This window comes from Nocardia sp. NPDC005978, assembly GCF_040614455.1.
Taxonomy (GTDB): Bacteria; Actinomycetota; Actinomycetes; order Mycobacteriales; family Mycobacteriaceae; genus Nocardia.
In genome coordinates, this window is record NZ_JBEXUS010000121.1 from 1 (window position 1) to 23178 (window position 23178).

At 68.3% G+C, this 23178-nt stretch carries 25 protein-coding genes; 16 read left to right on the plus strand and 9 right to left on the minus strand.

Annotation, left to right across the window (positions count from 1 at the left end):
• Positions 1 to 226 precede the first annotated feature (226 nt).
• Entirely contained in the window at positions 227 to 1282 is a 1056-nt protein-coding gene (locus ABZ319_RS34350) for a hypothetical protein (RefSeq protein WP_354990721.1), read from the minus strand.
• A gap of 374 nt (positions 1283 to 1656) precedes the next feature.
• Between ABZ319_RS34350 and ABZ319_RS34355 the strand changes: the two genes are divergently transcribed.
• Together ABZ319_RS34355 and ABZ319_RS34360 are read left to right on the plus strand one after the other, a co-directional pair.
• The gene (locus tag ABZ319_RS34355; RefSeq protein WP_354990722.1) at positions 1657 to 4179 is read left to right on the plus strand and encodes an excinuclease ABC subunit UvrA; all 2523 of its coding nucleotides are present in this window, start codon (positions 1657 to 1659) and stop codon (positions 4177 to 4179) included.
• Positions 4180 to 4222: 43 nt separating this feature from the next.
• The gene (locus tag ABZ319_RS34360) at positions 4223 to 4810 is read left to right on the plus strand and encodes a hypothetical protein (protein WP_354990723.1); all 588 of its coding nucleotides are present in this window, start codon (positions 4223 to 4225) and stop codon (positions 4808 to 4810) included.
• Here ABZ319_RS34360 and ABZ319_RS34365 read toward each other — a convergent pair.
• Together ABZ319_RS34365 and ABZ319_RS34370 are read right to left on the minus strand one after the other, a co-directional pair.
• Positions 4796 to 5293, minus strand: a complete 498-nt coding sequence (locus ABZ319_RS34365; protein WP_354990724.1) for a DUF1772 domain-containing protein — start codon at positions 5291 to 5293, stop codon at positions 4796 to 4798. The genes ABZ319_RS34360 and ABZ319_RS34365 overlap by 15 nt on opposite strands.
• Positions 5290 to 6126 carry an NAD(P)H-binding protein gene (locus ABZ319_RS34370; protein WP_354990725.1) on the minus strand — a complete coding sequence of 279 codons (837 nt, stop codon included), beginning with the start codon at positions 6124 to 6126 and terminating at the stop codon, positions 5290 to 5292. The genes ABZ319_RS34365 and ABZ319_RS34370 overlap by 4 nt, the downstream gene beginning before the upstream one ends.
• Before the next feature lie 65 nt (positions 6127 to 6191).
• Between ABZ319_RS34370 and ABZ319_RS34375 the strand changes: the two genes are divergently transcribed.
• Positions 6192 to 6656, plus strand: a complete 465-nt coding sequence (locus ABZ319_RS34375) for a MarR family transcriptional regulator (RefSeq protein ID WP_354990726.1) — start codon at positions 6192 to 6194, stop codon at positions 6654 to 6656.
• A 157-nt stretch (positions 6657 to 6813) separates the two neighbouring features.
• The gene (locus ABZ319_RS34380; RefSeq protein WP_354990727.1) at positions 6814 to 8625 is read left to right on the plus strand and encodes a VWA domain-containing protein; all 1812 of its coding nucleotides are present in this window, start codon (positions 6814 to 6816) and stop codon (positions 8623 to 8625) included.
• A gap of 192 nt (positions 8626 to 8817) precedes the next feature.
• Here ABZ319_RS34380 and ABZ319_RS34385 read toward each other — a convergent pair whose 3' ends face one another.
• Positions 8818 to 9624 carry a helix-turn-helix transcriptional regulator gene (locus tag ABZ319_RS34385; protein ID WP_354990744.1) on the minus strand — a complete coding sequence of 269 codons (807 nt, stop codon included), beginning with the start codon at positions 9622 to 9624 and terminating at the stop codon, positions 8818 to 8820.
• 99 nt (positions 9625 to 9723) lie between these two features.
• Between ABZ319_RS34385 and ABZ319_RS34390 the strand changes: the two genes are divergently transcribed.
• The 4 genes from ABZ319_RS34390 to ABZ319_RS34405 all read left to right on the plus strand — a co-directional run bounded on the left by ABZ319_RS34390 (position 9724) and on the right by ABZ319_RS34405 (position 12712).
• A complete protein-coding gene (locus ABZ319_RS34390) occupies positions 9724 to 10131 on the plus strand; it encodes a hypothetical protein (RefSeq protein WP_354990728.1) in 408 nt (135 codons plus the stop codon).
• Positions 10128 to 10529: an SgcJ/EcaC family oxidoreductase gene (locus ABZ319_RS34395; protein WP_354990729.1), complete on the plus strand. Its 402-nt coding sequence runs from the start codon at positions 10128 to 10130 to the stop codon at positions 10527 to 10529. Before ABZ319_RS34390 ends, ABZ319_RS34395 begins: the two co-directional genes overlap by 4 nt.
• Before the next feature lie 171 nt (positions 10530 to 10700).
• Positions 10701 to 12047: a histidine kinase gene (locus tag ABZ319_RS34400; RefSeq protein WP_354990730.1), complete on the plus strand. Its 1347-nt coding sequence runs from the start codon at positions 10701 to 10703 to the stop codon at positions 12045 to 12047.
• Positions 12044 to 12712: a response regulator transcription factor gene (locus tag ABZ319_RS34405; RefSeq protein ID WP_354990731.1), complete on the plus strand. Its 669-nt coding sequence runs from the start codon at positions 12044 to 12046 to the stop codon at positions 12710 to 12712. Before ABZ319_RS34400 ends, ABZ319_RS34405 begins: the two co-directional genes overlap by 4 nt.
• A 15-nt stretch (positions 12713 to 12727) precedes the next feature.
• Here ABZ319_RS34405 and ABZ319_RS34410 read toward each other — a convergent pair whose 3' ends face one another.
• The 3 genes from ABZ319_RS34410 to ABZ319_RS34420 form a co-directional block, all read right to left on the minus strand.
• Positions 12728 to 14260, minus strand: coding sequence for an alpha/beta hydrolase (locus ABZ319_RS34410; RefSeq protein WP_354990732.1), 1533 nt, complete (start codon positions 14258 to 14260; stop codon positions 12728 to 12730).
• A 435-nt stretch (positions 14261 to 14695) separates the two neighbouring features.
• Positions 14696 to 15490: a hypothetical protein gene (locus ABZ319_RS34415; RefSeq protein WP_354990733.1), complete on the minus strand. Its 795-nt coding sequence runs from the start codon at positions 15488 to 15490 to the stop codon at positions 14696 to 14698.
• A gap of 419 nt (positions 15491 to 15909) precedes the next feature.
• Positions 15910 to 16683 carry an ATP-grasp domain-containing protein gene (locus ABZ319_RS34420; protein ID WP_354990734.1) on the minus strand — a complete coding sequence of 258 codons (774 nt, stop codon included), beginning with the start codon at positions 16681 to 16683 and terminating at the stop codon, positions 15910 to 15912.
• A 386-nt stretch (positions 16684 to 17069) separates the two neighbouring features.
• On the opposite strand from ABZ319_RS34420, the gene ABZ319_RS34425 reads away from it, so the two are divergent.
• From ABZ319_RS34425 to ABZ319_RS34435, 3 genes are all read left to right on the plus strand, one after another.
• Positions 17070 to 17942, plus strand: a complete 873-nt coding sequence (locus ABZ319_RS34425) for an AraC family transcriptional regulator (RefSeq protein WP_354990735.1) — start codon at positions 17070 to 17072, stop codon at positions 17940 to 17942.
• An 87-nt stretch (positions 17943 to 18029) separates the two neighbouring features.
• On the plus strand, positions 18030 to 18707 hold the full coding sequence (locus ABZ319_RS34430) for a DUF998 domain-containing protein (protein WP_354990736.1): 678 nt from the start codon (positions 18030 to 18032) through the stop codon (positions 18705 to 18707).
• Positions 18708 to 18742: 35 nt separating this feature from the next.
• Positions 18743 to 19234 (plus strand): hypothetical protein, encoded by a 492-nt coding sequence (locus tag ABZ319_RS34435; RefSeq protein WP_354990737.1) that lies wholly within the window; start codon positions 18743 to 18745, stop codon positions 19232 to 19234.
• Between the two features lie 43 nt (positions 19235 to 19277).
• Here ABZ319_RS34435 and ABZ319_RS34440 read toward each other — a convergent pair whose 3' ends face one another.
• Positions 19278 to 19481, minus strand: coding sequence for a DUF397 domain-containing protein (locus tag ABZ319_RS34440; RefSeq protein WP_354990738.1), 204 nt, complete (start codon positions 19479 to 19481; stop codon positions 19278 to 19280).
• Positions 19478 to 20377 (minus strand): helix-turn-helix transcriptional regulator, encoded by a 900-nt coding sequence (locus tag ABZ319_RS34445; RefSeq protein ID WP_354990739.1) that lies wholly within the window; start codon positions 20375 to 20377, stop codon positions 19478 to 19480. Before ABZ319_RS34445 ends, ABZ319_RS34440 begins: the two co-directional genes overlap by 4 nt.
• 332 nt (positions 20378 to 20709) lie before the next feature.
• Between ABZ319_RS34445 and ABZ319_RS34450 the strand changes: the two genes are divergently transcribed.
• From ABZ319_RS34450 to hisG, 5 genes are all read left to right on the plus strand, one after another.
• Positions 20710 to 20934: a hypothetical protein gene (locus ABZ319_RS34450; RefSeq protein ID WP_354990740.1), complete on the plus strand. Its 225-nt coding sequence runs from the start codon at positions 20710 to 20712 to the stop codon at positions 20932 to 20934.
• Positions 20931 to 21116, plus strand: a complete 186-nt coding sequence (locus tag ABZ319_RS34455; RefSeq protein WP_354990741.1) for a hypothetical protein — start codon at positions 20931 to 20933, stop codon at positions 21114 to 21116. Before ABZ319_RS34450 ends, ABZ319_RS34455 begins: the two co-directional genes overlap by 4 nt.
• Before the next feature lie 84 nt (positions 21117 to 21200).
• Entirely contained in the window at positions 21201 to 21782 is a 582-nt protein-coding gene (locus ABZ319_RS34460) for a TerD family protein (RefSeq protein WP_354990742.1), read from the plus strand.
• A gap of 170 nt (positions 21783 to 21952) precedes the next feature.
• The gene (locus tag ABZ319_RS34465) at positions 21953 to 22216 is read left to right on the plus strand and encodes a phosphoribosyl-ATP diphosphatase (RefSeq protein ID WP_067710097.1); all 264 of its coding nucleotides are present in this window, start codon (positions 21953 to 21955) and stop codon (positions 22214 to 22216) included.
• Positions 22217 to 22303: 87 nt separating this feature from the next.
• Complete coding sequence (gene hisG / locus ABZ319_RS34470; RefSeq protein ID WP_354990743.1) at positions 22304 to 23155, plus strand: ATP phosphoribosyltransferase; 852 nt, start codon at positions 22304 to 22306, stop codon at positions 23153 to 23155.
• The last annotated feature ends 23 nt before the right edge of the window (positions 23156 to 23178 follow it).

The window sequence follows — 23178 nt, forward strand, 5'->3', positions numbered from 1 at the left end:
CTCTTTCCCTTCGCGGGGGGGGTGCCGTACCTGTTTTGCCGGGACCCGCCCCCGACCGTCTGTCTTATTCGATGACCGCGGGCGAGGTTCGCCGGAGCACGAATGGAGTGCCGGGCGGGGTGGGATTCGCAGGCAGGCGCGATAGCCGATGGAGACACAATGCCGCTGATCGGCATGTGCGCGCGCTGCTGAGGTCGGACCGGTATGGCCTCTCGAGCCTCCGTGATCAGTTCCGTCTCGCCTCGGTGAGCGGAGTGGTGTCGACGAACCCGGTCCACTCGTGCGCGGCGGCCAGAGGAACCCGGTAGAGGTGTCCCTGGTCGGGGGACTTCTTGTGCTTTTTCCAGCCTGCGGCACGGATTTTCGCGAAGTCCCAGTAGAGATTGCCCCAGTAGTCGAGGTGGTTTCCACCTTCGGATCGATCGGGATCATGGTGCGTCGCCCAGTATCGGTTCCCGCCGAAATATTGGACGGCGCTGCTCCTGCGCTGATCCGCTGACCGAAAGCAGGCAACCACGTAGGTGCCTCGGCAGGAAAGGCGTTGCAGTAGTTCAGCGTTCCCGACATAACCGAGACTTTCGGCGCGGTGGTCGACGACGACAACCCATTCCGGCAGGATCGCGCAGGCAAGTGTGGAAATGCCCGGGGCATAGTTGATTCCGGTATCGGTCAGCCCCAGATCGCACAGGATGGCATGCGGGTCGGCCCCGAGCAGATACACCGCCATCCACGAAACGCCGGGTGTGCTCTCCGGATTCGCGAATCCAGATTCCCGGGCGACCAGCGGGCCACGCGCGACACTGGACCGCTCGCTGCTTTCGCTTCCGCTCCGAAGCGTCCCGATGTACCCCGGTGCGATGGCGGCGAGTGCATGGCTGCTTCGTTCGGAAACGAAAGCGAGTGCATACCAGTCATTTTGCGTGTCTATCGAGACCAGTGCGGTTCCGACCGTGAGGCTTCGCTCGCCGACGTACTCGAGCAACGCTTCCACGCCGTCGATGGATCCGTAGGTCTCGAACCGGGCGCTGAGGGCTTTCGTCCAGCGCAGGTTCATCTCTGTCGGATACATGAACAGGGACCGAAGCCGACGGAGAACACTCTCCAGGGGCGCCTTGCTGTCGAACTGGACGATCTTCCGGTCGGCTTCGAGCCGGGTCAACATCTGTTCACGCGCGACATCATCGTTCTCGCATCGCTCGATAGCGCGAACATGATCGTCCCGGCCCGGCGACATAAACCGCGTGATCTCAACATATTCCCGACGCCCGTACCGCTTCTCCATGCAACCCTCTTCACGTTCGGCTGATGCAGCCACACCATAGGGCAGTGGTCCGACCAACTCCCTGTGGTCCGCCCGGCATCGCCGGGAGTCGAACACCGCCGAATCGTTGGCCGCGCGGGTGCTGGCCGCGGAGCACGACTTGCTGCCGCGGGTGGTCGCCGATCTCGCTCGTGAGCACGCTGCACGGGCATCGCGGTAGCCGGGCAGGGCGGTAGCCGGGCAGAGCGGTAGGCGGCGGGCGACGAACGCGGGGCTGGTGGAGGGCATGTACTCGCACGGTTGATCAGGCGGGACCGCCTCCGGCCCGCACCGTCCATCGCGAGTGGTAGCCAAATTGTTGCTAATTGCATCCGGAAGTGCGGCAGAATGACCGGATGGCACCCGAGCAGGAGCTCGACCACTTCGTCCGCGTGCGCGGTTCCCAGGTGCACAACCTCCGGTCTGTCGATGTGAAAGCACCCCGTGACGCGCTCGTAGCCTTTACCGGCGTCTCCGGCTCGGGGAAGTCGTCGCTGGCGTTCGGGACCATCTACGCCGAAGCCCAGCGTCGCTACTTCGAGTCCGTCGCACCTTACGCGCGTAGATTGCTGCTGCCGACCGGAGCGCCGAAAGTCGACGACATCACCGGATTGCCGCCCGCGGTCGCGCTGCAGCAGCGGCGCGGGGCGGGGACATCGCGCTCGACGGTCGGGACGGTGACGACGCTGTCGAATCTGCTGCGGATGCTGTTCTCCCGGGCCGGAACCTACCCGGCGGGCGCGAGCGAGCGGCTGGACTCCGACGCGTTCTCGCCCAACACCGCGGTCGGCGCGTGTCCGGAGTGCCACGGGCTCGGGCGTATTCACCGGATGACCGAGGAAACGCTGGTGCCCGATCCGTCGCTGACGATCCGGGAGGGCGCGGTCGCCGCGTGGCCCGGCGCCTGGCAAGGTCAGAATCTTCGCGACATCCTGGTGACGCTGGGCTACGACATCGACAAGCCCTGGCGCAAAATCGCCAAGGCCAAACGGGATTGGATCCTGTTCACCGATGAGCAGCCGACCGTCACCATCGATCCGCAGTCGCATCCCGTGCAGGCCGACTACTACTACAACGGCACCTTCTCGAGCGCGGAACGCCACGTCCGCCACACCCTGGCCAACTCGCAGAGTGCCACCATGCGACGGCGGGTGCTGCAATTCGTCGACAGCATCGACTGCCCGGTCTGCGGTGGTTCCGGGCTGCGACCCGAGGCGCTGGCCGTCACGTTCGCCGGGCGGACGATCGCGGAGTACATCGCGCTGTCGCTCACCGATCTCGTCGACGCACTGCGTCCGGCCGCGAACCGCGCCGAGGCCGGCGCCGCCTGGGAATCCACCGAATCCGGCGAACTCACCGAGGTCGCCACCCTGATCGCGGCGGACCTGGTCGCCCGCACGCAGGTACTCATCGATCTCGGCCTGGGCTACCTGAGTCTGAATCGCCGCACGCCGACGGTGTCCCCGGGAGAATTGCAGCGGCTGCGCCTGGCGACTCAGCTGCGCGCGGGGCTGTTCGGGGTGCTGTATGTGCTCGACGAGCCCTCCGCAGGTCTGCACCCGGCCGATGCCGAGCCGCTGCTCGACGTGCTGGATCGGCTACGGCGAGCGGGCAATTCGCTGTTCGTGGTCGAACACGACATGGACGTGGTGCGTCGCGCGGACTGGATCGTCGACGTGGGACCGGGGGCGGGGGAGCTCGGCGGGGAAGTGGTCTACAGCGGGCCGGTCGCGGGCTTGGCCGCGGCGACCGCGTCGGTGACCCGCCCCTATCTTTTCGGCGATCGCCCGCGTGCGTCCCGGCAACCGCGCACTCCGATCGGCACATTGCGGTTGCGCGGCATCCGTTTTCACAATCTGCGCGATCTGACGGTGGAGGTGCCGCTCGGGGTGTTCACGGCGGTCACCGGTGTTTCCGGATCGGGGAAATCGACGCTCGTGTGCAAGGTGCTCGGCGATGTCGTCACCCGCCATCTGTCCCCCGGCGGGGCGCCGCCCGACACCGAGGAACCCGACGGCGGCGATCCGGATGCGGCGCTCATCGACCTCGATCAGGACGCGAGCATCGGGGTCAGCGCCGACGGACTCGCGGGCATCGATCGCCTGGTCACCGTGGACCAGCGCCCGATCGGGCGCACGCCGCGCTCGAACCTCGCCACCTACACCGGTATGTTCGACGCCGTGCGGCGGGTGTTCGCCGCGACCGACGAAGCGCGCCAACGTAAATGGACCGCGGGGCGGTTCTCGTTCAACGTCGCAGAGGGGCGCTGCCCGACCTGTCAGGGCGAGGGGTTCGTCGCCGTGGAGCTCCTTTTCCTGCCCGGTACCTACGCCACCTGCCCGACCTGTCACGGCGCGCGCTACTCCGAGGAGACGCTGGAGGTGCGCTACCGCGACCGCACCATCGCCGATGTGCTGGCGATGACCGTCGACGAGGCATCGGAGTTCCTCACCGATCTGCCCGGCGCGGCACGGAGTCTGCGCACTTTGCGCGAGGTCGGACTCGGTTATTTGCGTCTCGGTCAGCCCGCCACCGAACTCTCCGGCGGTGAAGCGCAGCGCATCAAACTCGCGACCGAGTTGCAGCGGGCCCGCCGCGGTCACACCCTCTATGTGCTCGACGAGCCGACCACGGGGCTGCATCCCGCCGATGTCGAACTGCTCGAACGTCAGCTGCACCACCTCGTCGACGCCGGCAACACCGTCGTTGTCGCCGAACACGACATGACGGTGGTGGCGGGGGTCGACTGGGTGATCGATCTGGGGCCCGGGGCGGGCGACGGCGGTGGGCGGGTGGTCGCCGCCGGGCCGCCCGCGCGGGTGGCCGCGGCGCGTGACAGCCGGACAGCGCCGTACTTGGCGGCCCGGCTGGCGCGATAAATGACCGGTAGGGCACCCCCGCCGGGCGACCGTAAAGTTGCTCGTGAAGTTTTCGGGTCCTTCGGGATCGTCCTCCAGTCGCCGGAGAACTGTGATGAGTAGCGTTGCGGAACTGCTGGATCAGCTTGTTCTGCTGGCACCGGCCGACGTAGCGGGCTGGCTGCGTACGCACGCGCCGTCGCCGGCCGAGTCGAACTGGTTCGGGCTGGCCGAGGTCGCCGGACAAGATGCGATGCGCATCGAAGGTGGGTCCGCTCTCGACCGGGCGCGTGTCTCGATCGCGATTCGGGAGCTGATCGCCGAGTCGACCGACGACGAGTCCTATCGGCAGAGCCAGCTCCGCGATGCCATGAACCTGCGGGTGGCAATGATCAACAGGTTCGGTCCCGACATCGATGATCCGGTGCGCGATAGTGCCTCCATCTACCGATGGTTTCTCGATCGTCGCACCGGTCAACTCGATCGCGCGAAATCGGATTCGTCGCACTGGCGGAGTTTGCCGATCGACCGGATCCGTGAGCTCCGGCAGATCAAGAACGACCTCATCGTGCTTCGAAATCTTCGGCACGGCAGCGACTCCGAGATGGCCGAAGTGCGTGGGTGGATGGAGATATGGTCACGTCTCCCGTGAGGATTCGGCAACCGTCTGCGGGGAAGCACCCCGGCTGGGCAGCACGGTGGTGAGGGCGAGGAATCCGAAGGCGAGAACCGCGGCCACCGTTCGCACGGTGTGGGCGATCTGCCAGCGGTCCCGCACCTCCGACCAATCGGCGGGCGGAGACTGCACATTCCACCCCAGCTGGTCGGCATTGATCGGAAGATTCACCGTGATCGTGAGGCCGAGGACGAACACGAGCAGGGCCGGCGCGGCCACCGCCCACCACCGGGTATTCGTTCGGAATGTCCGGAAGGCCGATACCGCTGTGGCGGCCAGCGCGGGTAGCAGCGTGGCTGTGGCGAGCTTGTCCAGCGAGTCGAGCTCGACGAGCCGGACCCGGGTGTAGACCGAGCCGTCGAAGTTCCGCAGGGAGAGCTCCAGAACCAGAACGCCGACAAGGAATCCGGCGAAGAGGCCGGTGAAGAGCAGGCCGGCGAAGCGTGCGAACTTCGTCACGACCATGCCCCCGCGTGGTCGGCGACCCAGTCGGCGAAGCCGCGGGCGGGACGGCCGAGGATCGTCTCGACCTCGGTCGTCACCGTCGCGGGTCGTTCCATCTCGCGCCGGTAGCGCGCCATGAGCGCCCGCACGAACTGCTCACCGAGGCCGTTCCGGATCATGGCCTGGGCGGCCGCCTCGGCGGGGACCTCCTGGAATCGCAGCGGCCTGCCGATCGCCGCGCCGATGATCGGAACCATCTCGTCGAGTCTGAGCGCCTCGGGCCCGGTGATGGACATCCTGCGGCCGAGCAGCGCGTCGTCCAGCAGCGCCCGGGCGATCACCGCGGCGACATCGCGCTCGTGGATCACCGCCTCGGCGAAACCGCCGTACGGCCCCCGGACGGTGTCTCCGAACGCGAGCTGGCCACGCCACATCCCGAGCGTGTTGATCGCGAATGAGCTGGGCCGCACCGCAACCCACGGCAGCCCGCTCGCGGTGACGGCGCGCTCCACCTCGGCATTGCGGTCACCGTTGTATCGGGAGGGCTGCTGGCCGGGGTCGTCGTCCACGTTGATCGCGGACATCACGACCACCTTCCGGACGCCCTGTTCGGCGGCGAGCCGGAGCAGCTCGTCGGTGTTGTCCTTGGCGGCGCGGGGGTGGACGAACAGCCCGTGAATACCCCGCAGCGCGGTATGAATCGCTTCGGGCGCAAAGGTTTCCACTCCGACGGGGAAACCGGCTTGCTGCGGGTCGCGGGTGATGGCCCGGATCTCGGCGCCCCCCGATAGCAGTTCTTCGACGAGTGGGCGTCCGATGATGCCGGTCGCTCCGGTCACGAGGTACATGATGAGTCCATCCGGTTGTCGTATAGTACGAGAACCGTATCATTATATTTTGGGAGTCGTACTATATGAATTCGGTAACATCTGCTCATCGGAAGGCGACCGTCGAGCTCAAGGGGTCGCTTCGGGAGCTGAGCAATCAGCTGTCCCTGCTCAACCGGCGGGTCGGCAGCCGGCTCGAGATGAAGGACGTCGACCTCGACTGCCTCGACGTGATCAACCGGCTCGGCCCGCTCGGCCCGAAGGCGCTGGCGCGCGAGGCCGGGCTGCATCCGGCGACCCTCACCGGAATCCTCGACCGGCTCGAAAAAGGCGGCTGGGTGGTCCGCGAAGGCGACCCCGCCGACCGCCGCGCCACGCTGGTTCGCGGCCTGCGGGAACGCAACGCCGAGCTGCTCGGCCTGTTCGCCGGGATGAACGCATCCCTGGACGGGATCTGCGCCGACTACAGCGCCGCCGAGCTCGGGCTGATCACGGACTTTCTCGCCCGCGCTACGGCCGCGGGGCGCGGAGCGACGGAGGAATTGACCTGACAACGCTGGTCCCCCAGGGCAACTGCTACGCACGATCGAGCGTATTTCATGAATCAGCGGTCTTCCCATGTGTTTTCGGGGCATGTCGGGCCTGCTGTTGTCGGTTAGCGTCTGTCGCGGAGGGGTCCATTTCAAGGCGAGATGAGGGGACGGGGCCGTGTCGCGCTGGGTCGTGGTGGTCGCTGTGATTCTGGCGGTGTTGGCGGGTGGCCCCGTCGGTGTCGGGCCCGCATCCGCCGAGGCGGCGTCGAACCCGTTGATGGTGGTGGTCGACTCCTCCGGATCGATGGCTGAAACCGACACCGGGGGAACCCGTTTGGACTCCGCCAAGCGGGCATTGGGTGCCTTCGTGGACCGGCTGCCCGCTGGAGCGCGGGTCGGGCTGGGCGCGTACGGGACCGGGACCGGGTCGGGTCCCGACGACCAAGCGGCCGGGTGTCGGGACTATCGGCAGCTGGTTGCGGTTGGGGAGGGCGACGCCGACGGGTTGCGGAGTGCGATCGACGGTCTCCAGCCGCGGGGGTACACGCCTATCGGGTACGCACTGCGGCAGGCGGCTGCCGCGCTGCCTGCCGGCGGTGAGCGCGGCATCGTGCTCGTTTCGGACGGAGAAGACACGTGCGCGCCGCCGGAACCCTGCGCGGTGGCGAAAGAACTTGCCGGACAGGGGATCGGGCTCCGGGTTCACACGATCGGGTTCCGTGCCAGCGGGGTCGCGCGGGATCAGCTGTCCTGCATAGCTAATGCGACCGGTGGAACCTACGCCGATGCCGAGGACGGCGTCGCACTCGAACGAGTGTTGCCGCGCACCGTCGCAAAAGCGCTGCGGTCCTATCAGGTTCGCGGAATCCCGGTGGACGGGTCGGCCGCGTCCGCCGGTGCGCCGGTGCTGACAGCCGGTGGCTATGTCGATGACATCGACTCCGAGGCGAGGCATTACGCGGTCGACGTACCCGACGGATGGCGGGTCTACTTCTCGGCCACGGTCATACTCCCGGCCGGCAACAATCTCGGCGTCGAGATGCTGTCGCTCGCCCCGACCGGTCCCGATGGGCGGCCGTGTACGACGTCACCCATCGGCGAGGTGATCGCGGGAGCCGACAAGGGCGCGGTGGCGACCGTCACCGCCGCATTCCCCGATGCCGGGACCGCCTGCAAAGCCTCGGGCAGATTCACCTTCGCGGTCTCGCGGCCGCACCCGGACGGCTATCGGGACATCCCGGTTCTGAACCGCCCCTTGGAAATCCAGGTCCGGCTCGAGCCGCCGACCCTCGATGACTCCGGTCCCGCCGTACCCGCGAACAACAGGGCCGGTTTCGTCGAGCAGCCCGGCCCATCGGTTTCCGTGGTGGGCGGCGGGTCGTTCGCCGACGCCACCGCGCTGCCGGGCAGCGGCCGCTACATCGACACCCTGCTGGCGGGTGAGCGAGTGTTCTTCAAGGTCGCGCTCGACTGGGGCCAGGGCGTGTCCTACCGGCTCAGCGCCGGGCCCTGCTCCGGTGTCACCGGGATCGAGGCGCAACTCGATGACTCGCTGCGCACCAAGTACCGGCTCACCGCGCAATCGGCCACGGACGGGCAGACTCGCGTGCTCGACCCGCTCGAATCACCCCGGGTGTTCTACCGCAATCGCGACAGCGGCAACGCCGCCACGAAACTGTGGAGCATGCCCGGGTGGTACTACCTGGAGGTCTTCGTCACCGGCGGCACCGGCCATCAACGCGGAACGACTACTCCGGTCACCCTGGAGGTCTCGGTCTCCGGTGATCGGATCACCACCCCGCGGTACGCGCGGGACGTGACCGCGGATCCCGAAGGGTCCGTCACCGCCGGGTCCGCATTCATCGCGACGAACACGGGTGAATCGGGAAGCTCCTGGGTCCTGACCGGTACCGCGATAGGGGCCTTCGTCCTGATTGCGGCGACCAGCGGAGGGTGGCTGATCCACCGCCGATCCCGCCGAGGGTGAGCCCCTGCCCGCTGTGCTCGGGAACCGCGCGGCGGGACCGGCTGCCGCGCGAATGAACCTTCCGCCACTCCTCGTGGGCATCCAAGCCGTGAAGGTCCGGCATCGGCCGTCCCACACGGTTCACACCGGGCGCAGCCGTGCTCCGCGCCGGCCCATGATTCCCGCCTCCCGCTCTTCACTACCGGCGGGCTGTCAGGGTCGGATGCCGGCACCCGCGGTGAAGAGCGTGCGCAGTGCGTCGGCGGTCAATTCGTCCATCGGATAGAACAACTCGATCGCCAGTTCCGCGAGCGTGACATCGGAGGGCGCCCCGAAGGTGACCATGGTGCTGAACATGCGAAGCTCACCCATCGGGGTGGCGATGCGCAGCGGTACCGCGAAGGGCGTCGGTGCACCGGGATCGGGTTCGGTATGCGCCGGGACCGGGTACCGCGAGACCTCGTCGTACAGCTCACGCAGAATCGGTTCGCCTGTCGCCCGCACCTGGCGGAGCAGCCGCTCCAGCAGGAAATCCCGGACCTGACCGTGGTTGATCATGCGCGTGGTGGCATCGGGCGGGCCGGGGTGCAGGGCGAGGCGGTAGACGTTGGGCCGTTCCATCAGCTGCTCGTCGACCTCGCCGGAGAACAGGCCCATGGCGCGATTGGTGGCGACGACATTCCAGTACCGATCCACCGCGATCGCCGGATAGGGCTCGTGCGCGGTCAGCATGGTGTCCAACGCAGCCCGGGCGGCAGTGAGCTGGACATCGTCCAGGCTGCTCTCCCGGTACTCCGGGGCGTATCCGGCCGCGAGCAACACCGTATTGCGCTCGCGCAGAGGAACTTCCAGGACATCACAGAGCTTGAGCACCATGGCCCGGCTCGGCTGGGACTTTCCGGTCTCGATGCAGGACACATGTCGTGCCGAACTGTCGGCGGCGAGCGCCAGATCCAGCTGACTGAGCCGCCGCCGCTGTCGCCACTCCCGCAGCAGCGTGCCGGCGGGGGATTCCTGCATCGAACGCGTCACTCGGACACGCTATCGGGCCGGAGTGGCCGGTCGCCATGACCCTCGAGGTCATTGAGACGATGACCGGCCACTGGCAACGTCGGCGTCATGACCACCACGATCACCTTCGACTCCGGCCCCGTGCTCCGCACCGCCTTGCGTGTAGATGGTTGGAGCACCGGTGTTTTCGGCGTATTCCTGCTGGCCACCGCCCCGCTGTTGCGTGAACCACTCGGATTGCCGACCGCCTGGTCGGTCCCCTTCGGTGTCGGCATGCTGGGCGGCGCCGCGGCACTGTTGCTCATCGCGGGCCACCCGCGGCTACCCTCTCGCCTGGTCGCCGCTGTCGTCGCGGTCAACGCGCTCTCTGCGGTGATCATGGTCGAACTCGCTGTCCTGGACCTGATTCCGCTGACGAACCGGGGCCGGGCCTTCATGCTCGCCGGCGCGACGTTCGTCGCGGTTTTCGCCGTCCTCGAGTTCGCGGGCCTGCGCCGGGGACAGGCGGCGTCATGACCGACGAAACCGCCGTCCTCGCCCTGCTGCGCGCGCAGATGGACGCCTGGGCCGCAGGTGACGGCACCGCCTTCGCCGCCACGTTCACCCCCGACGCGGATTTCGTATCGGTGATCGGGGAACGCGTCCAAGGCCGGACCGAACTCGCCACGGTCATGCAGGAGGGCTTCGACGGGTTCATGAAAGGCACCCGCATGGCAGAACCCGACACCACGACGCTGCGCTTTCCCCTGCCGAATGTCGCGGTGCTGGTCACGGTGGGCGATCGCCCCATGCCTCCGGGGGTGGCCGCGCCACCCGAAGCGCGGTCCGTCCAGACCCGAGTCGCGTTGCGGCAACAGGGAATGTGGCTGTTCACCAGCTTTCAGAACACACGGATCAGTCAGTTCCCGCAGTGAGTCGGGGACGGTACAAAGCGAGTGCTGGGCGACTGCCAGCGGGGTCATACCGGGACACCACAACGCGGGTTTTGCCACCAACCCGCTCTATCCCGTAGGTCGTAGCCGGGAGCGCGCGATCTCATCCCTTGAGGTGAGGGCCGATCGGACGGGCCGGATTAGGGTGGGCCGGTGGTCGGCGAACGGGTGGTGGGGTGGCTGCGTGGGCGGCCGGTGCTGGTCGACGCGGTGGTCGCGGGTGTGGTGGGCATTGTGTGCGGGCTGGTCGGATTGCTGGTGGGGGCCGGGGGCGACTACTTCGTGTTCACCGTGGCATTGCTGGCGCCGGTGGCGGTGCGGCGGCGGTGGCCGGAGGGGTCGGCGGCGGTCGTCGGGATCGTGGCCGTTGTGCAGTGGGTGACGGTGCGTGACACGACCGGGGCCGTGCTTGCCGACGTGGCGGTGCCTATCGCGGTGTACACGCTGGCCGCGCACGGGCGAGGGCGGGCGAGCGGGATCGGGTTGATCGCGGGGCTCGGGGGCGCCGTGTTGGGTGGGTGGAGTTGGCCGCAGTTGCCCATGCCTGCGCTCGCGCATCTGATCGTGGGGGCGTTTCTGGCCAGTACGGTGGTGGCGGCGTGGCTGGGTGGGGCTTGGCAGCGGGCGCGGCGGGGCGAATTCGCGGCGCTCGCCGAGCGGGCCGCGCTCTTGGAAACCGCGCACGAGCAGGGGGTTCGGCTGGCCGTACTGTCCGAGCGGACCCGGATCGCGCGGGATATTCACGACATCCTCGCGCATGCGCTGGGGGTGATCATCGCGCAGGCCGACGGTGGGCGGTACGCGGCTCGGGCGCAACCGGAGCGGGCGGTAGAGGCTTTGGGGGCGATCGGGAAGCAGGGGCGGGAAGCGCTCGGTGAGACCCGGCGTGCGATCGGGGTGTTGCGGGCCGGTCCGATCGAACCGGCCGCGGCCAAGCCCGCGCCGGGGCTCGCCGACCTGGGGCCGCTGGTCGCCGATCTGCGGGCGGCCGGGCTGGAGGTCGTCTTGGACGTCGAATTCTCCATTGGCGATACCGATCCCGGGATCGGGCTGCTCGTCTACCGGATCGTTCAGGAAGCGCTGACGAACGTTGTCAAGCACGCGGGGGTGGATGCGCGCGCCTCGGTGTCGGTACGGCGGGACGGGGAGGAATTGCTGGTTCGCATCGCCGATGACGGCGGGAGTCCAAGTCCCGAGGTTCGAAATCCAGGGCGGGGAATCGCACTGGAGCGAACCTTCGGGCAGGGAGATGCCGCCCACGGGACTTCCGGGCAGCGAAATGCAGGGGAAGGAATCTCTGGGCAGGCAAGCTCTGGGGCGGTCGGCCACGGTCGGCCACCATCCGCGAACCTCGGCGAAAGCGGCATCGGCAAGGGCGGATTCGGCTTGATCGGTATGCGCGAACGGGTGTCGGCATATGGCGGCGTCCTGGAGTTCGGCCGGAGAGACCAGGGATCCGGGCATCAGGTGCTGGCTCGAATTCCGTTGGAGCAAAAATGAATCCGGAGACTCCACCGATCACCGTGCTGCTCGTCGAAGACCAGGCGCTCGTGCGCGCAGGATTTCGCATGGTGCTGGAATCGCAGCCGGACCTGCGGGTCGTGGGTGAAGCCGGAGACGGGGTCGTCGCGCTCGAGATGGCCGCCCGCGCCTGCCCCGATGTGGTCGTCATGGATATTCGGATGCCCCGCCTGGACGGCATCGAGACCACCCGGCGGCTGCTGGCCGCCGACCGACCGCCCAGGGTGCTCGTGCTCACCACCTATGACCTCGATGACTACGTGGTCGCGGCCGTGCGCGCCGGCGCCAGCGGATTCCTGCTGAAAGACGCTCCGCCGGAGGACTTTCTGTCCGCCGTGCGCACCGTGCACGCGGGCGATGCGGTGCTGGCCGCCTCCACCACCCGTCGTCTGCTCGATCGCCTCGCGCCGCCGCTCGACCCGGTCGCACAGCGCCTGGTCGCCACGCTGACCCCGCGCGAGACCGATGTCTTGCGGGTCATGGCGCGGGGGTTGTCCAACGTCGAGATCGCCGCGACCCTGGACGTCGGCGCGGGGACCGTGAAAACCCATGTGCGGCATATTCTCGCCAAACTCGGGGTGCGGGACCGCGTGCGGGCGGTCATCATCGCGCACGAGGCGGGGCTGGGTCGCCCGCGGGCGTGACGACCCGGCCCGCGATCATCCTTCGCGCGTGCAGTTCAGGTCGGTCACCGGCAATGTGCCGTCCAGCAGATACCGTGAGATCGCGTCGTCCACGCACTGGTTGCGCTCGAAGAGATACACGCCGTGCCGGACAGCCTTTTTCAGGGTCACGCTGCGTGATCCGGCCAGTGCCCGCCGCATCGCACGCTGCCCCGGCTCGGGCGCGACGGGGTCGCCCTCGGCTCCGACCAGCAGAACCGGCAGCTCGTTGCTTATTTCGGTTGCTGTCTCGGTGGGCCGCACCGGCCACAGCGAGCACGGGGTGAGCCGCCGGGCCAGCGCGCCGTAGATCGGTTCCGCGGCGCGGTGGTCCTCGATATCGGTGAAGTAGGCGTCCGTGTCCCGCGCGGGGCGGTCCGCGCACTGGTTGGCAACCGTTGCGCTGAAACCCAATTCGGGTAGCACAGTGTTCTCGGCATAGAGCGCCAGCTTGGCCGCCAGGCTGTCGGGCAGATCGACCGGCACACCGAGGGACGCATCGGACAGAGCGCGCAGTTGGGCCGCGAAGTCCGTGTAGGTGGCGTCGGAATCGTCGACGGTAAGCATCAAGCCGGGCATGAGTTCGCGGGTCACCGCTACCCCGGCGAGCGTCACCGGCGCGGCGGCGACCCGCTCGAGCATCCCGTCGATTGTGGACAGAACCGCGTCCGGCGCCGCGCCCCAACCCAACTCGGGACGCCCGGCGGCCCAGCGCGCCCAATCTTGCAGCGCGGCTGACGCGGCGGGCGCGGTCGCACGGGTCAGATCCGGGCCGGGAGCACGGGGATCGAGGGCGCTGTCCAGCACGAATCGACCGCTGTGCTCGCCGAACATCTGCAGGTAGACCGCGCCGACGTAGGTGCCCCAGGACCAGCCCAGGAACGACAGCTCCGATTCGTTCAGCAAGCCTCGCAACAGATCCAGGTCCCGGGCCACGTCGCGCGTGGACGCGTGCGGGAGCAGGTCACGATCCGGTTCGCACCGGCGAGCCAGCTCCCCGGCGACGGCGACGGTCCTGTCGAACCCCGCGCGATCCACAGGCGCTGTCTGTGCCAGGCTCAGGTAATCGCTTGTCTTCCAGCCGCATTCGAGCGGCGAGCTGGCACCGAAGAACCGTGGATCCATGCCGACGAGGTCGTATCGCTCGGCGAGTTCAGCGGCGCCCGGATGCCCGCCCTCGGGTCCCTCGATCACCATCGGCACCCCGTCCCGCGACGGTCCCGGCCCCCCGGTCTGCACGACGAGCGTGCCGAGCCGCCGAGTCTGGTCCGTCGCGGCGCGCCGGGCCACCGCGATGGTGATGGTCCTGCCGCCTGGGTCGGCGTAGTCCAGCGGCGCCGAGAACTCCCCGCACTGCGCCCCGACCGCTGACAGCCTCGCCCCGATGGCGTCCTCCGCCCCGGTGCCGCAGTCGTGCCACGCGATGACCTGCCGCTCGCCCCCCGATGGCTCGCACGCGGCGCCTCCCGCCACGACCACACCGGCCGCCACCAGCGCCGTGACGCTTCGCTGAATTCTGTTCTCGCTCACGGAATCGACGCTAGGCAGCGCCGTCGCGTCCGGCGTCTACCCGGCGGCCGACATTCCTCGCCTCGGAGTGAGCCCGGAGGAACAGCTGATGTGCGGACGACCCGCCGGGATCGTGCAGTCGACTCCGGTCCGCGGAGTTGCAGCACCGCGGGTGTGTCCTTGACCGTGCTCAGCCCGGGGAACTTGGTGATCAGCGCGTCGCGGCGTGCGGCCGCCCGCCTGCGCCCGCCGGGTCCGCCACGAGCCGTCCGTGAGAACGCGGTCGATGCATCGGACGCACAACCCGGTCTCCGAGGTACGGCGGGACCGGACAGGTGCGGGTGGCACGTCGGGTGATCCGCACATCGGGCGGGGTAGGTCTCGGCCATTCGCCGGAAACTACGGGGGCGGGATAGCGTTCGGACAGCGCATTTCCCGATCAGTTCGGCGCGGTGGTCACCAATGCTCCGGAACCGCGGCCAGGAACGCTCCGTCGCCGGCGCGGCGGTATGTGGCGAAGCCGCCTTTCAGCTCATTGAAGGACACGTGCGTCGGGTACGGGGCGGCGCGGAGGTCGGCCAGTACCGCGTCGTCCGGGAGGTCGGCCGCGGCCGCTGCCACCTCGGGGTCGGGGGAGTGGCGGGCGGCGTCTGCCGGGATCGCTGGGGCAGAAGGGGTTTCGTCGGTCAGGACGAACTCGTTTTGGCGGTGGAACCAATCGGCGAAGACGGTCTCGAAGTCCAGGGCCGCGAGGTCGTCATCGTCGAGGTCGGGATCCAAATCGTCCACGCGCTCGCCCGCGGCGACCTCGGCTGCCAGGGTGATCCCGCTCGCCAGTGTGAGGAACCAGTCGCTGACCGACGCCGCGACCAAGGTGCTGGAATTGTCTTCCCAGTGTGAGAACACCCGGCCCCAGCGGCCGGTGACCGGGTCGATGTCGACGTAGTAGGTCTCGGCGGCGGCGTTGGTGTGCAGCACCCACCAGGTCCCTGCCTCGCCTGCCCGGCCGGACTTCGGGGTGCTGTTCCGGTTGTGCGAGAACGTGATCGGGTCGTATTCGTCGAACCAGAGCTCGCCGATCTCGCGGGCCAGCAGGCGAATCTCGGCGGGGGCGGGCACCGGCCAGGCGTCGATCACCTCGTCGGAAATACCCGGCTCCAGCCGTACCGCGCCCGCCGCCGACGCTGCCGCCGCCCGCAGGCGTGTCACCGCGTGTTCGGCGCGTGCCACCGCCGCCGTCGAGTCCGCCATGATTTCCCTCCCGATCACTATGCCGCCTAACGCTATCCGACCTCTTCGGGGGATTGCGCGTCGCCGAGCGCGGCCGTACACCGACGCGTGCCGGGTTGCGTGCTCGCGTGCCGGGCGGGACACGCCGCCCGCCCTGTTCCCGAGGACCTCCGCCGACGCGTGCCGGGTTGCGTGCTCACGTGCCGGGACGTGACACGCCGCCCGCCCTGTTCCCGAGAACCTCCGCCGCAGGTGCGACCCCGGAAGTCGGCGACACCGCCCGCTCATCGGTGCGACGCGTGCCCGCGACCCGCCCCGGCGGGGTGAGCACCCCCGCAGCGCCACCAATGAACCGGTGCGCGCCGGCGATCGACCGCCGCTGCACGGCCTCGCCGTCCCGATGAGCAATCGCGGTTGAATGAACCGGCGGCGGGGCGTCATCACACCTCGGCGCGGGTGATCGCCTCGGATTCCATGGCCCTGATGAAGTCGGTGACGTCGGAACCGTAGACGCCCCAGCTGTTCACGCCGCCCAGTTCCACCAGGCGGAAGACGCCATCCGGGTCCACGCCGACATCGACGGTGATCATGGTGAGGCCGTGGGCGAGCATGCGGGTCGCCGCGATCTCGGCGAAGGTCCGGACCGGATCGGGGACCCGCAGGTAGGGCTCGTCCGGATAGCTGCTGCCGCAGACGAACCGGCCGTCACGGCAGAAGCAGCGGTACTCGCGTTCGAAGGTCACGACCTCGGAGACGACGACCAACTCGTCGCGGTGACGGTCGTGCAGGCGCAGCCATTCGCCGAGGTCGCCGACCGCGTGTACGCCCGCGGGGAAGAGTTTGAAGTTCGTGTCGCTGCGGAGGAAGACCCGGTCGGCGTCGAACATCCGCTCGAGCGGGAGGGTGGGGACCGCCGCGAACGGGACGAGGACGGCGGTGCGGCCGAGGAGGTCGTAGAGGTGGCGGTAGTAGGACGAACAGCGCAGTGCCGCATAGTCGTCGAACACCGCCGAGCCCAGCCGAGGGTCGCGGCGCAGGCGGGTCATGGTGGGCATCGTCCCGTACCCGACGACCGCGCGACCCGCGTCGACCTCGGGCCAGCTTCCCACCAGGGCGTCGTGCGCGCTGACGATCAGGGGATCGTCCAGTGCGGCCGCGACCGCCGCCGAGCCCGGGAACTCGTCATGAAGGTCGATGATCCACCGCGGTCGCATGGTCCGATGGTATGCGTGACCGGCGCGGGATCCGCGGGGCGGCAGCCGGACTCGGCGTACCCGCGGCCGGGTGCGATCCGCGGACCTCGAGATCGCCGTCCTCGAAGACTGTTGTGGCGCAAGAGCTGTGAGAGCGCAGGTCGAACGACGACGCTCATGATGTCGGCGCACACGTGAGCTCAGCAGATCGTGTCGCGCCGGGATCTGAGCGGTGGTACGGCCGCTGGGTGGTCTCCGGCGTGTGGCGCGCCGCGTCGGCTCCATCGCGGTGATGAGCGGGAAACGGAATGAGGTTCCACGGGAACGTCGCGGCCGTGCGGTGCTCGGCGACGGCCGGGCCGGCCGACGTCGGCGTAAGGCGACGCCGGATCCGTAGTGTGGAGCATGTGGGAGTATCCGAAGCCGGGGGCGTCGGCGGGGCGGGGTGGGATTTCGCGGGGCCGGTGGCGGGCGGAGGGCCGGGTGCGGCGCTGATCGGGTATCGCGACCTCGGTGGGGCGGGGTGGGACTACCGGGCGGCCGCGACCACCGCGGTCGGGGTGGTGATCGAATTCTCGGGGCGGGATCTGACCGTTGACGGTGCGGGCGGGCAGCGGCGGCTGGGCGGGTTCGTCGTGGGACTTCCCATGGGGGCCACTCGCATTCGCAGCGTCTCCGCCGAATGCGTCGAGGTGCGGTTGTCGCCGGCCCGGGCCTATTCGCTGCTGGGCGTCGCCGCGCACGAACTGGGCCCGGGCGCCGTATCCCTCGACGAGCTGTGGGGGCCGGAGGCGTACTGGCTGCGGGAGCGGCTCGAGGCGGCGGGGAACTGGGAGCGGCGGTTCGCGGTGACGAAAGCGTTTCTGGCCCAGCGTGACAGGCCGGACCGGGTGCTGGAGCCCGAGGTCGGCGCGGCATGGCAGCGCATCGTCGCCGCCGGTGGTCAGGTGCGGGTCGCCGAGCTCGCGCGATCGCTCGGCTGGAGTCGTAAGCGGCTGTGGTCCAGGTTCGAGGACCAGATCGGACTCACGCCCAAGCGTGCGGCGATGCTGGCCCGATTCCGTTGCGCGACAGTCGGTCTGCTGGCGGGTAGGCCCGCCGCCGAGGTGGCGGCGGTCTGCGGGTACACCGATCAGGCGCACCTGTGCCGGGATGTGGCGATCTTCGCCGAGCGCACGCCGGGGTCGCTGCGGGCGGACGCGCTGCCCGCCATCGCCGCGGACCGCGACCGGGCCTGGGGAACATTTTTCCAATCCCCGAGCCGAGCCGCCGGCCGATAGTGGTGTCCCCCGGCTGCGGCGCGCTCCCCGCGCGACTCGGCAACCGCACCGGCCGACGAGAGGACACGTGTCGTGCGGACACCCTTGATGACGAGACTGCTGCTGGCCTGCGGCGTCGTCGCGCCACTGTTGAACATCACCGTGCTGCTCATCCTCGGGGCCGTTCGCCCCGGCTACGACGCCTGGCGGGTCCCCGACAGCAACCTCGAACTGGGGCCCGGCGGCTGGATGCAGATCACCAACTACATCGTCACCGGAATCCTGCTGCTCGCCTTCGCCTTCGGTGTGCAGCGGGTGCTGGGCGCCGAACGCGGTTCGGGCCGGGGCCCGATCCTGCTCGCCGTCTACGCCCTCACCTTCGTGGCGATCGGCCCGATCCTGCCCGACCCGTCCCTGGGTTACCCGGCGGGCGAGCCGACCGACCTGACCCTGCACGGCGCGATCCACAGCGTGCTCGGCCTGATCCAGTTCTCGTCGCTGAGCGCGGCGTGCTTCGTCCTCGCGCGCGGCTACGCAATGCTCGAAAGTCGTAGCTGGCAGCGGTATTCGATGACGAACGGCGTGCTGGTGGCCCTGTCCTACATCGCGTTCGCGCTCACCGCGAAGCTGGTGGACGGTGGCCCGGCGGGGCTCGTCGAGCGCATCGGCCTCGGCCTGTGCGGAACATGGATCGCGATACTCGCGATCCGGTTGTCGCGCAGTCTCATCCGGCGCTCGACCGTGGCGGCACGTGGTGCGGTGGTGTACAGGGCCGACGCGGTATAGGTCCGGTGTCGGGGACGCGGAGTATGTTGCGGCGCATGGAGTTGGTGCTGCCTCGGCCCGAGGAACTGTGGTCCCTGATCGTTTCCGAGGGGTACGCGTACCTGATCCGGGCGGGGGAACCGAGCGTGGCGACAAAGCTCGCGGCGGCGGACGCAGCGGACCCGACGGCGGGAGACCGGCTCGCCAGTGAGGACGGCGCGGGAAACTGGTTCGTGCTGGTGTGGGTCGAGGCCGGCCGGGCGCTGCTGTTCGGCGCCGACGAATCGAGCGAACTGTTCGAGACCGATTTCGACCCGTGGGGCGATGCGCCCGAGTGGGTGCGGGCCATCGACCGTCCTACGACGCACCCGAGGCTGCATCCGGAGTCGGACCTGGTGTCGTTCGCCCGGTGGTGGGACGGCGCGAGCTGGTGCCGGACGCCGTTCGAGAATCACCTGGACGACGAACTCTTCGCCGATGATCCTGACGCCGACGACGGCTTCTACATGGGCCTGCGGTCGGTGCTGGATCCGGCGTTTCGCGGCTGACCCGGGACAGCTCCCCGAAGCGGCCCCGGTCAGTCGTGCTCGGCTACAGGTCGAAAGCGCCCGTACCCACCGAGGATACGAACCGGTCCCAGGCAGCGGGCTCGAAGACGAGCACCGGGCCGGCGACACCGAGCTTCGAGTCGCGCACGCCTACCGTGCCACCGCGCAGGTGAGCCGCTTCGACACAATGCTCGCCGCCACCGCTGCGACTGCTTTTGAACCAGCGCGCTCCGTCTAGATCGTTCACGCTTCGTACTCCTTCGCTACCCACCTCAGAAGGTGTTTGCTATCAGCAGGATTCAACGCTACCTGCCCCAGCGCCATATGGGCGTTCAGGTACCTGTCGACATCGCTTGCGCGGTCGTAGTACAGCCGAGATCCATAGCCTTCGATGTAGACGGTTGTCGGTTCGACCGGCCGTTTCGTGGCCGGATCGGTAGGAAAGTGCAGGATGACGAAGGGGCCGGAAGGGATGCCCAGCGGAAAACCCGCCTTGAACGGGATGATCCGGACCTGGACGTTCGGGGGAGTATCGGCCAGTTTTCGCAGCTGAGCGGCCATGATTCGCTTGTTGCCCGACCAGCGGTGCAGCACAGCCTCATCGAGCAGTAGATCGACCTCGACCGGAGACAGCCTGCGATTCAGCGCCGTCTGCCGCTGCATCCGCACCTGGATGCGCTGCTCGAGTTCCATCGGCGTATCGGATGAGAAGAAGACGCGATCCAGTTCCCGCGCGTAGTCGGCGGATTGCACCACACCGGGCACGATGTCGGCCTGGTACATGATCACTTGTGCCGCAGCTGCTTCCAGGCTGACGTAGGTCTCGAAGTCATCGGGGATGAGATCCTCGTAGCGATGCCACCAGACCCGTTCGTCCACCGGCCGTGTTCGGTGATCGGCCTCGGTGGCCAGAGCCTTCAGCGCGTCGGTCTTGGGTTCGCATCCGTAGACCTTGCACAGAGCTTCTATGTCCAGCAGCCGGATTCTGGGCGACTCACCTGATTCCAGGCGTTGCAGTGTGCCTGCGCCGCGTTCGATCAGGCGTGCGGCGTCGGCGATCGAAAGGCCCGCAGCCTGACGGAGTTCCCGCAGCTGTCTACCGAGTCGGCGACCGGGGATGGTGGTTCGATTCTTACCGCTCATTAGCCTGGCTCCCCATTTTTTGGGTGGCGCTGTGCGCCGTACGTGGGTGGCAGATATCTAATTCCGGGGCGGAGCGTGAAAAGTTCCCAGCTGTATTGTCCGCTGACTTCGGGTGCCGTGCAGGGAAAATGGGCGGATCTGCTTTGGGTGATCCGAAGTGCTGTTTTCGCAGGCGAGAGGCATGTCTACTGGAGATCGCCCCGGCCGGTGGGCAATTGGACAGAGCGATTCGGTAGTCATCAGTGCCCGTTGTGCATTCGGGTTCGTCCAACTCCAGCACCTGCCTGCCCGGCAACACAGCAAGCATCGAATCCAGAAGGAGGTGACCGAGAATGTTCGACGACCTTCCCCTCATCAACCACGATCCCGTCCCCTGGGAAACCATGACCGACGCCCGCGCGCACCGCGTCATGCAGCAGCACGGGTCGTGTCCGATATCGGTGTGCGGAGCCAAGTCTCAGGCGCACTGCATGCTCGTCGCCGCGGGCCGTGTGACGCCCGCGGGATCGGCCGCGCGACCGGTGACCGCTGTCACAGCGGCGGGGTGGCGGGCATGAAGACCTACATGAGTCACAACTATCCCGAGCGTCCCGTGCTCGATCTGGAGATCGCCAAGCGCGAACGGGACAAGCATCGGGACTGCGGCGACGACTGTGATGCCAAGCGCTACTTCACCCGGCTGGTGCCGCAGATCGAACGCCGCGCGGGCGCCTGGAACATCTGGGCGCGGCCGAGCTGAGGTCCGGCAACCGCGCGGAAAAGTCCGCTACCAGGTATTTCGCTGCCCCCCAACGAAACCGGTGATCGCCGGTACGCTGAGGGCGTGATTACGCTTCGAAAAGAAGACGGTGCGGCTGATCTCGGCGGGATCACCAAACTGAGTGTGGGTGTGAGCTGGGATCCTTCGGCGGGCAGCAGCGGCGGTGTGCTCGGCATCGCCAGGCGCAAGCGCGGGGTGGATCTGGATCTGATCGCGATTCTCATGCAGGGCGCGGAGCCGGTGCGCTTCGCGGGCCTGGACTCGCTCGATCCGCTCGGCAACGGCGCGGTGCTGCACACCGGCGACGAGCAGACCGGCGCGGCCAGCGGTGACGACGAGACCGTGCATGTGACGTTCGCCAATGTTCCGACCGCCATCGACTCGATCATCTTCGTCGCCGCCGCCTTCAAGAAGGGCTCGAGCTTCGAGAAGGCGAACAACATCTCGTTCAAGATCTACGACGCGACCGGCGGCAGCACGCAGCAGGTCGCCGACATCTGGCCCTCGCTGCTGGGCACCGACAACGCCAACGCCATCGCCCGGGCCTTCCGCAACGGCCCGGACTGGCAGCTCGAGGTGCTCGACCGCAAGGGCAAGATCAAGCAGGGCGACATGCAGGCCCTGCTGCGCTTCGGCCTGGCCTGACCGGCCGCGCGGCCCCGGACGCGGGCCCGCGCCGACGCGCTCTCGACCCGCGACCCCCGGCCGCCGACGCGGCGAACCGGGGGTCGCAGCATGGGCCCGGGCCGCTGACCGCACCGAACGGACCGGGTGAATTGCGGGCCGGATGCGGCGGTCTGGAACAATGGCTCTCCGTGAAAACTTTCGAAGCCCTGTTCGCCGAGCTGCAGGATCGTGCTGTCAACCGACCCGAGGGGTCCGGAACCGTCGCCGCCTTGGACGCCGGTGTGCATGCGCAGGGCAAGAAGGTACTGGAAGAGGCCGGTGAAGTGTGGCTGGCCGCCGAACACGAGAGTGACGAATCCCTTTCGGAGGAGATCTCCCAACTCCTGTACTGGGTGCAGGTGCTGATGGTGGGCCGCGGCTTGCGGCTCGAGGACGTCTACCGACATCTGTGATGCGCCGATTCACCGCACAGCCAGTGCGGCCGACGACCCCGCGACCACTGTCTTCGCGTCCCCCCACCCGCCCCGAAAGGAATATCTATGCTTCGCGTCGCCGTCCCCAATAAGGGATCGCTCAGTGAGATGGCCGTGGCCATCCTCGCCGAGGCCGGCTACCGCGGCCGCAAGGACGCCCGCGATCTGAGCGTGCTCGACCCGGCCAATCAGGTCGAGTTCTTCTTCTTGCGCCCCAAGGACATTGCCATCTACGTCGGCTCCGGCGAGCTCGACCTCGGCATCACCGGGCGCGATCTCGCGCTCGACTCCGGCGCACCCGTGCAGGAGCGCCTGGCCCTGGGCTTCGGCCGCTCCACCTTCCGCTACGCCGCCCCCGCCGGCCGTGAATGGAAGGTCGAGGACCTCTACGACAAGCGCATCGCTACCTCGTACCCCAACCTGGTGCTCTCGGACCTGGCCGCGCGCGGCATTCAGGCCGAGGTCATCCGACTGGACGGCGCGGTGGAGATCTCCATCCAGCTCGGTGTGGCCGACGCCATCGCCGACGTGGTCGGCTCCGGCCGCACCCTGCGCCAGCACAACCTCGTCGCTTTCGGTGATTCGCTGTGCGATTCGGAGGGCGTGCTCATCGAGGCCAAGGACGCCGATCGGCAGAACAAGGCGCGCAACCAGCTCGTCGCGCGCATCCAGGGCGTGGTCTTCGCCCAGCAGTACCTGATGCTGGACTACGACTGCCCGAAGGATCTGCTCGACGCCGCGGTCCGGATCACCCCGGGCCTGGAGTCGCCGACGGTCTCGCCGCTGACCGATCCGGACTGGGTCGCGGTGCGTGCGCTGGTGCCGCGCAAGGACGGCAACGAGCTGATGGATCAGCTCGCCGAGCTGGGTGCGAAGGCCATCCTGGCAACCGATATCCGGTCCTGCCGCGCCTTCTGACCCACGGTCCGAAAATCGCGCCC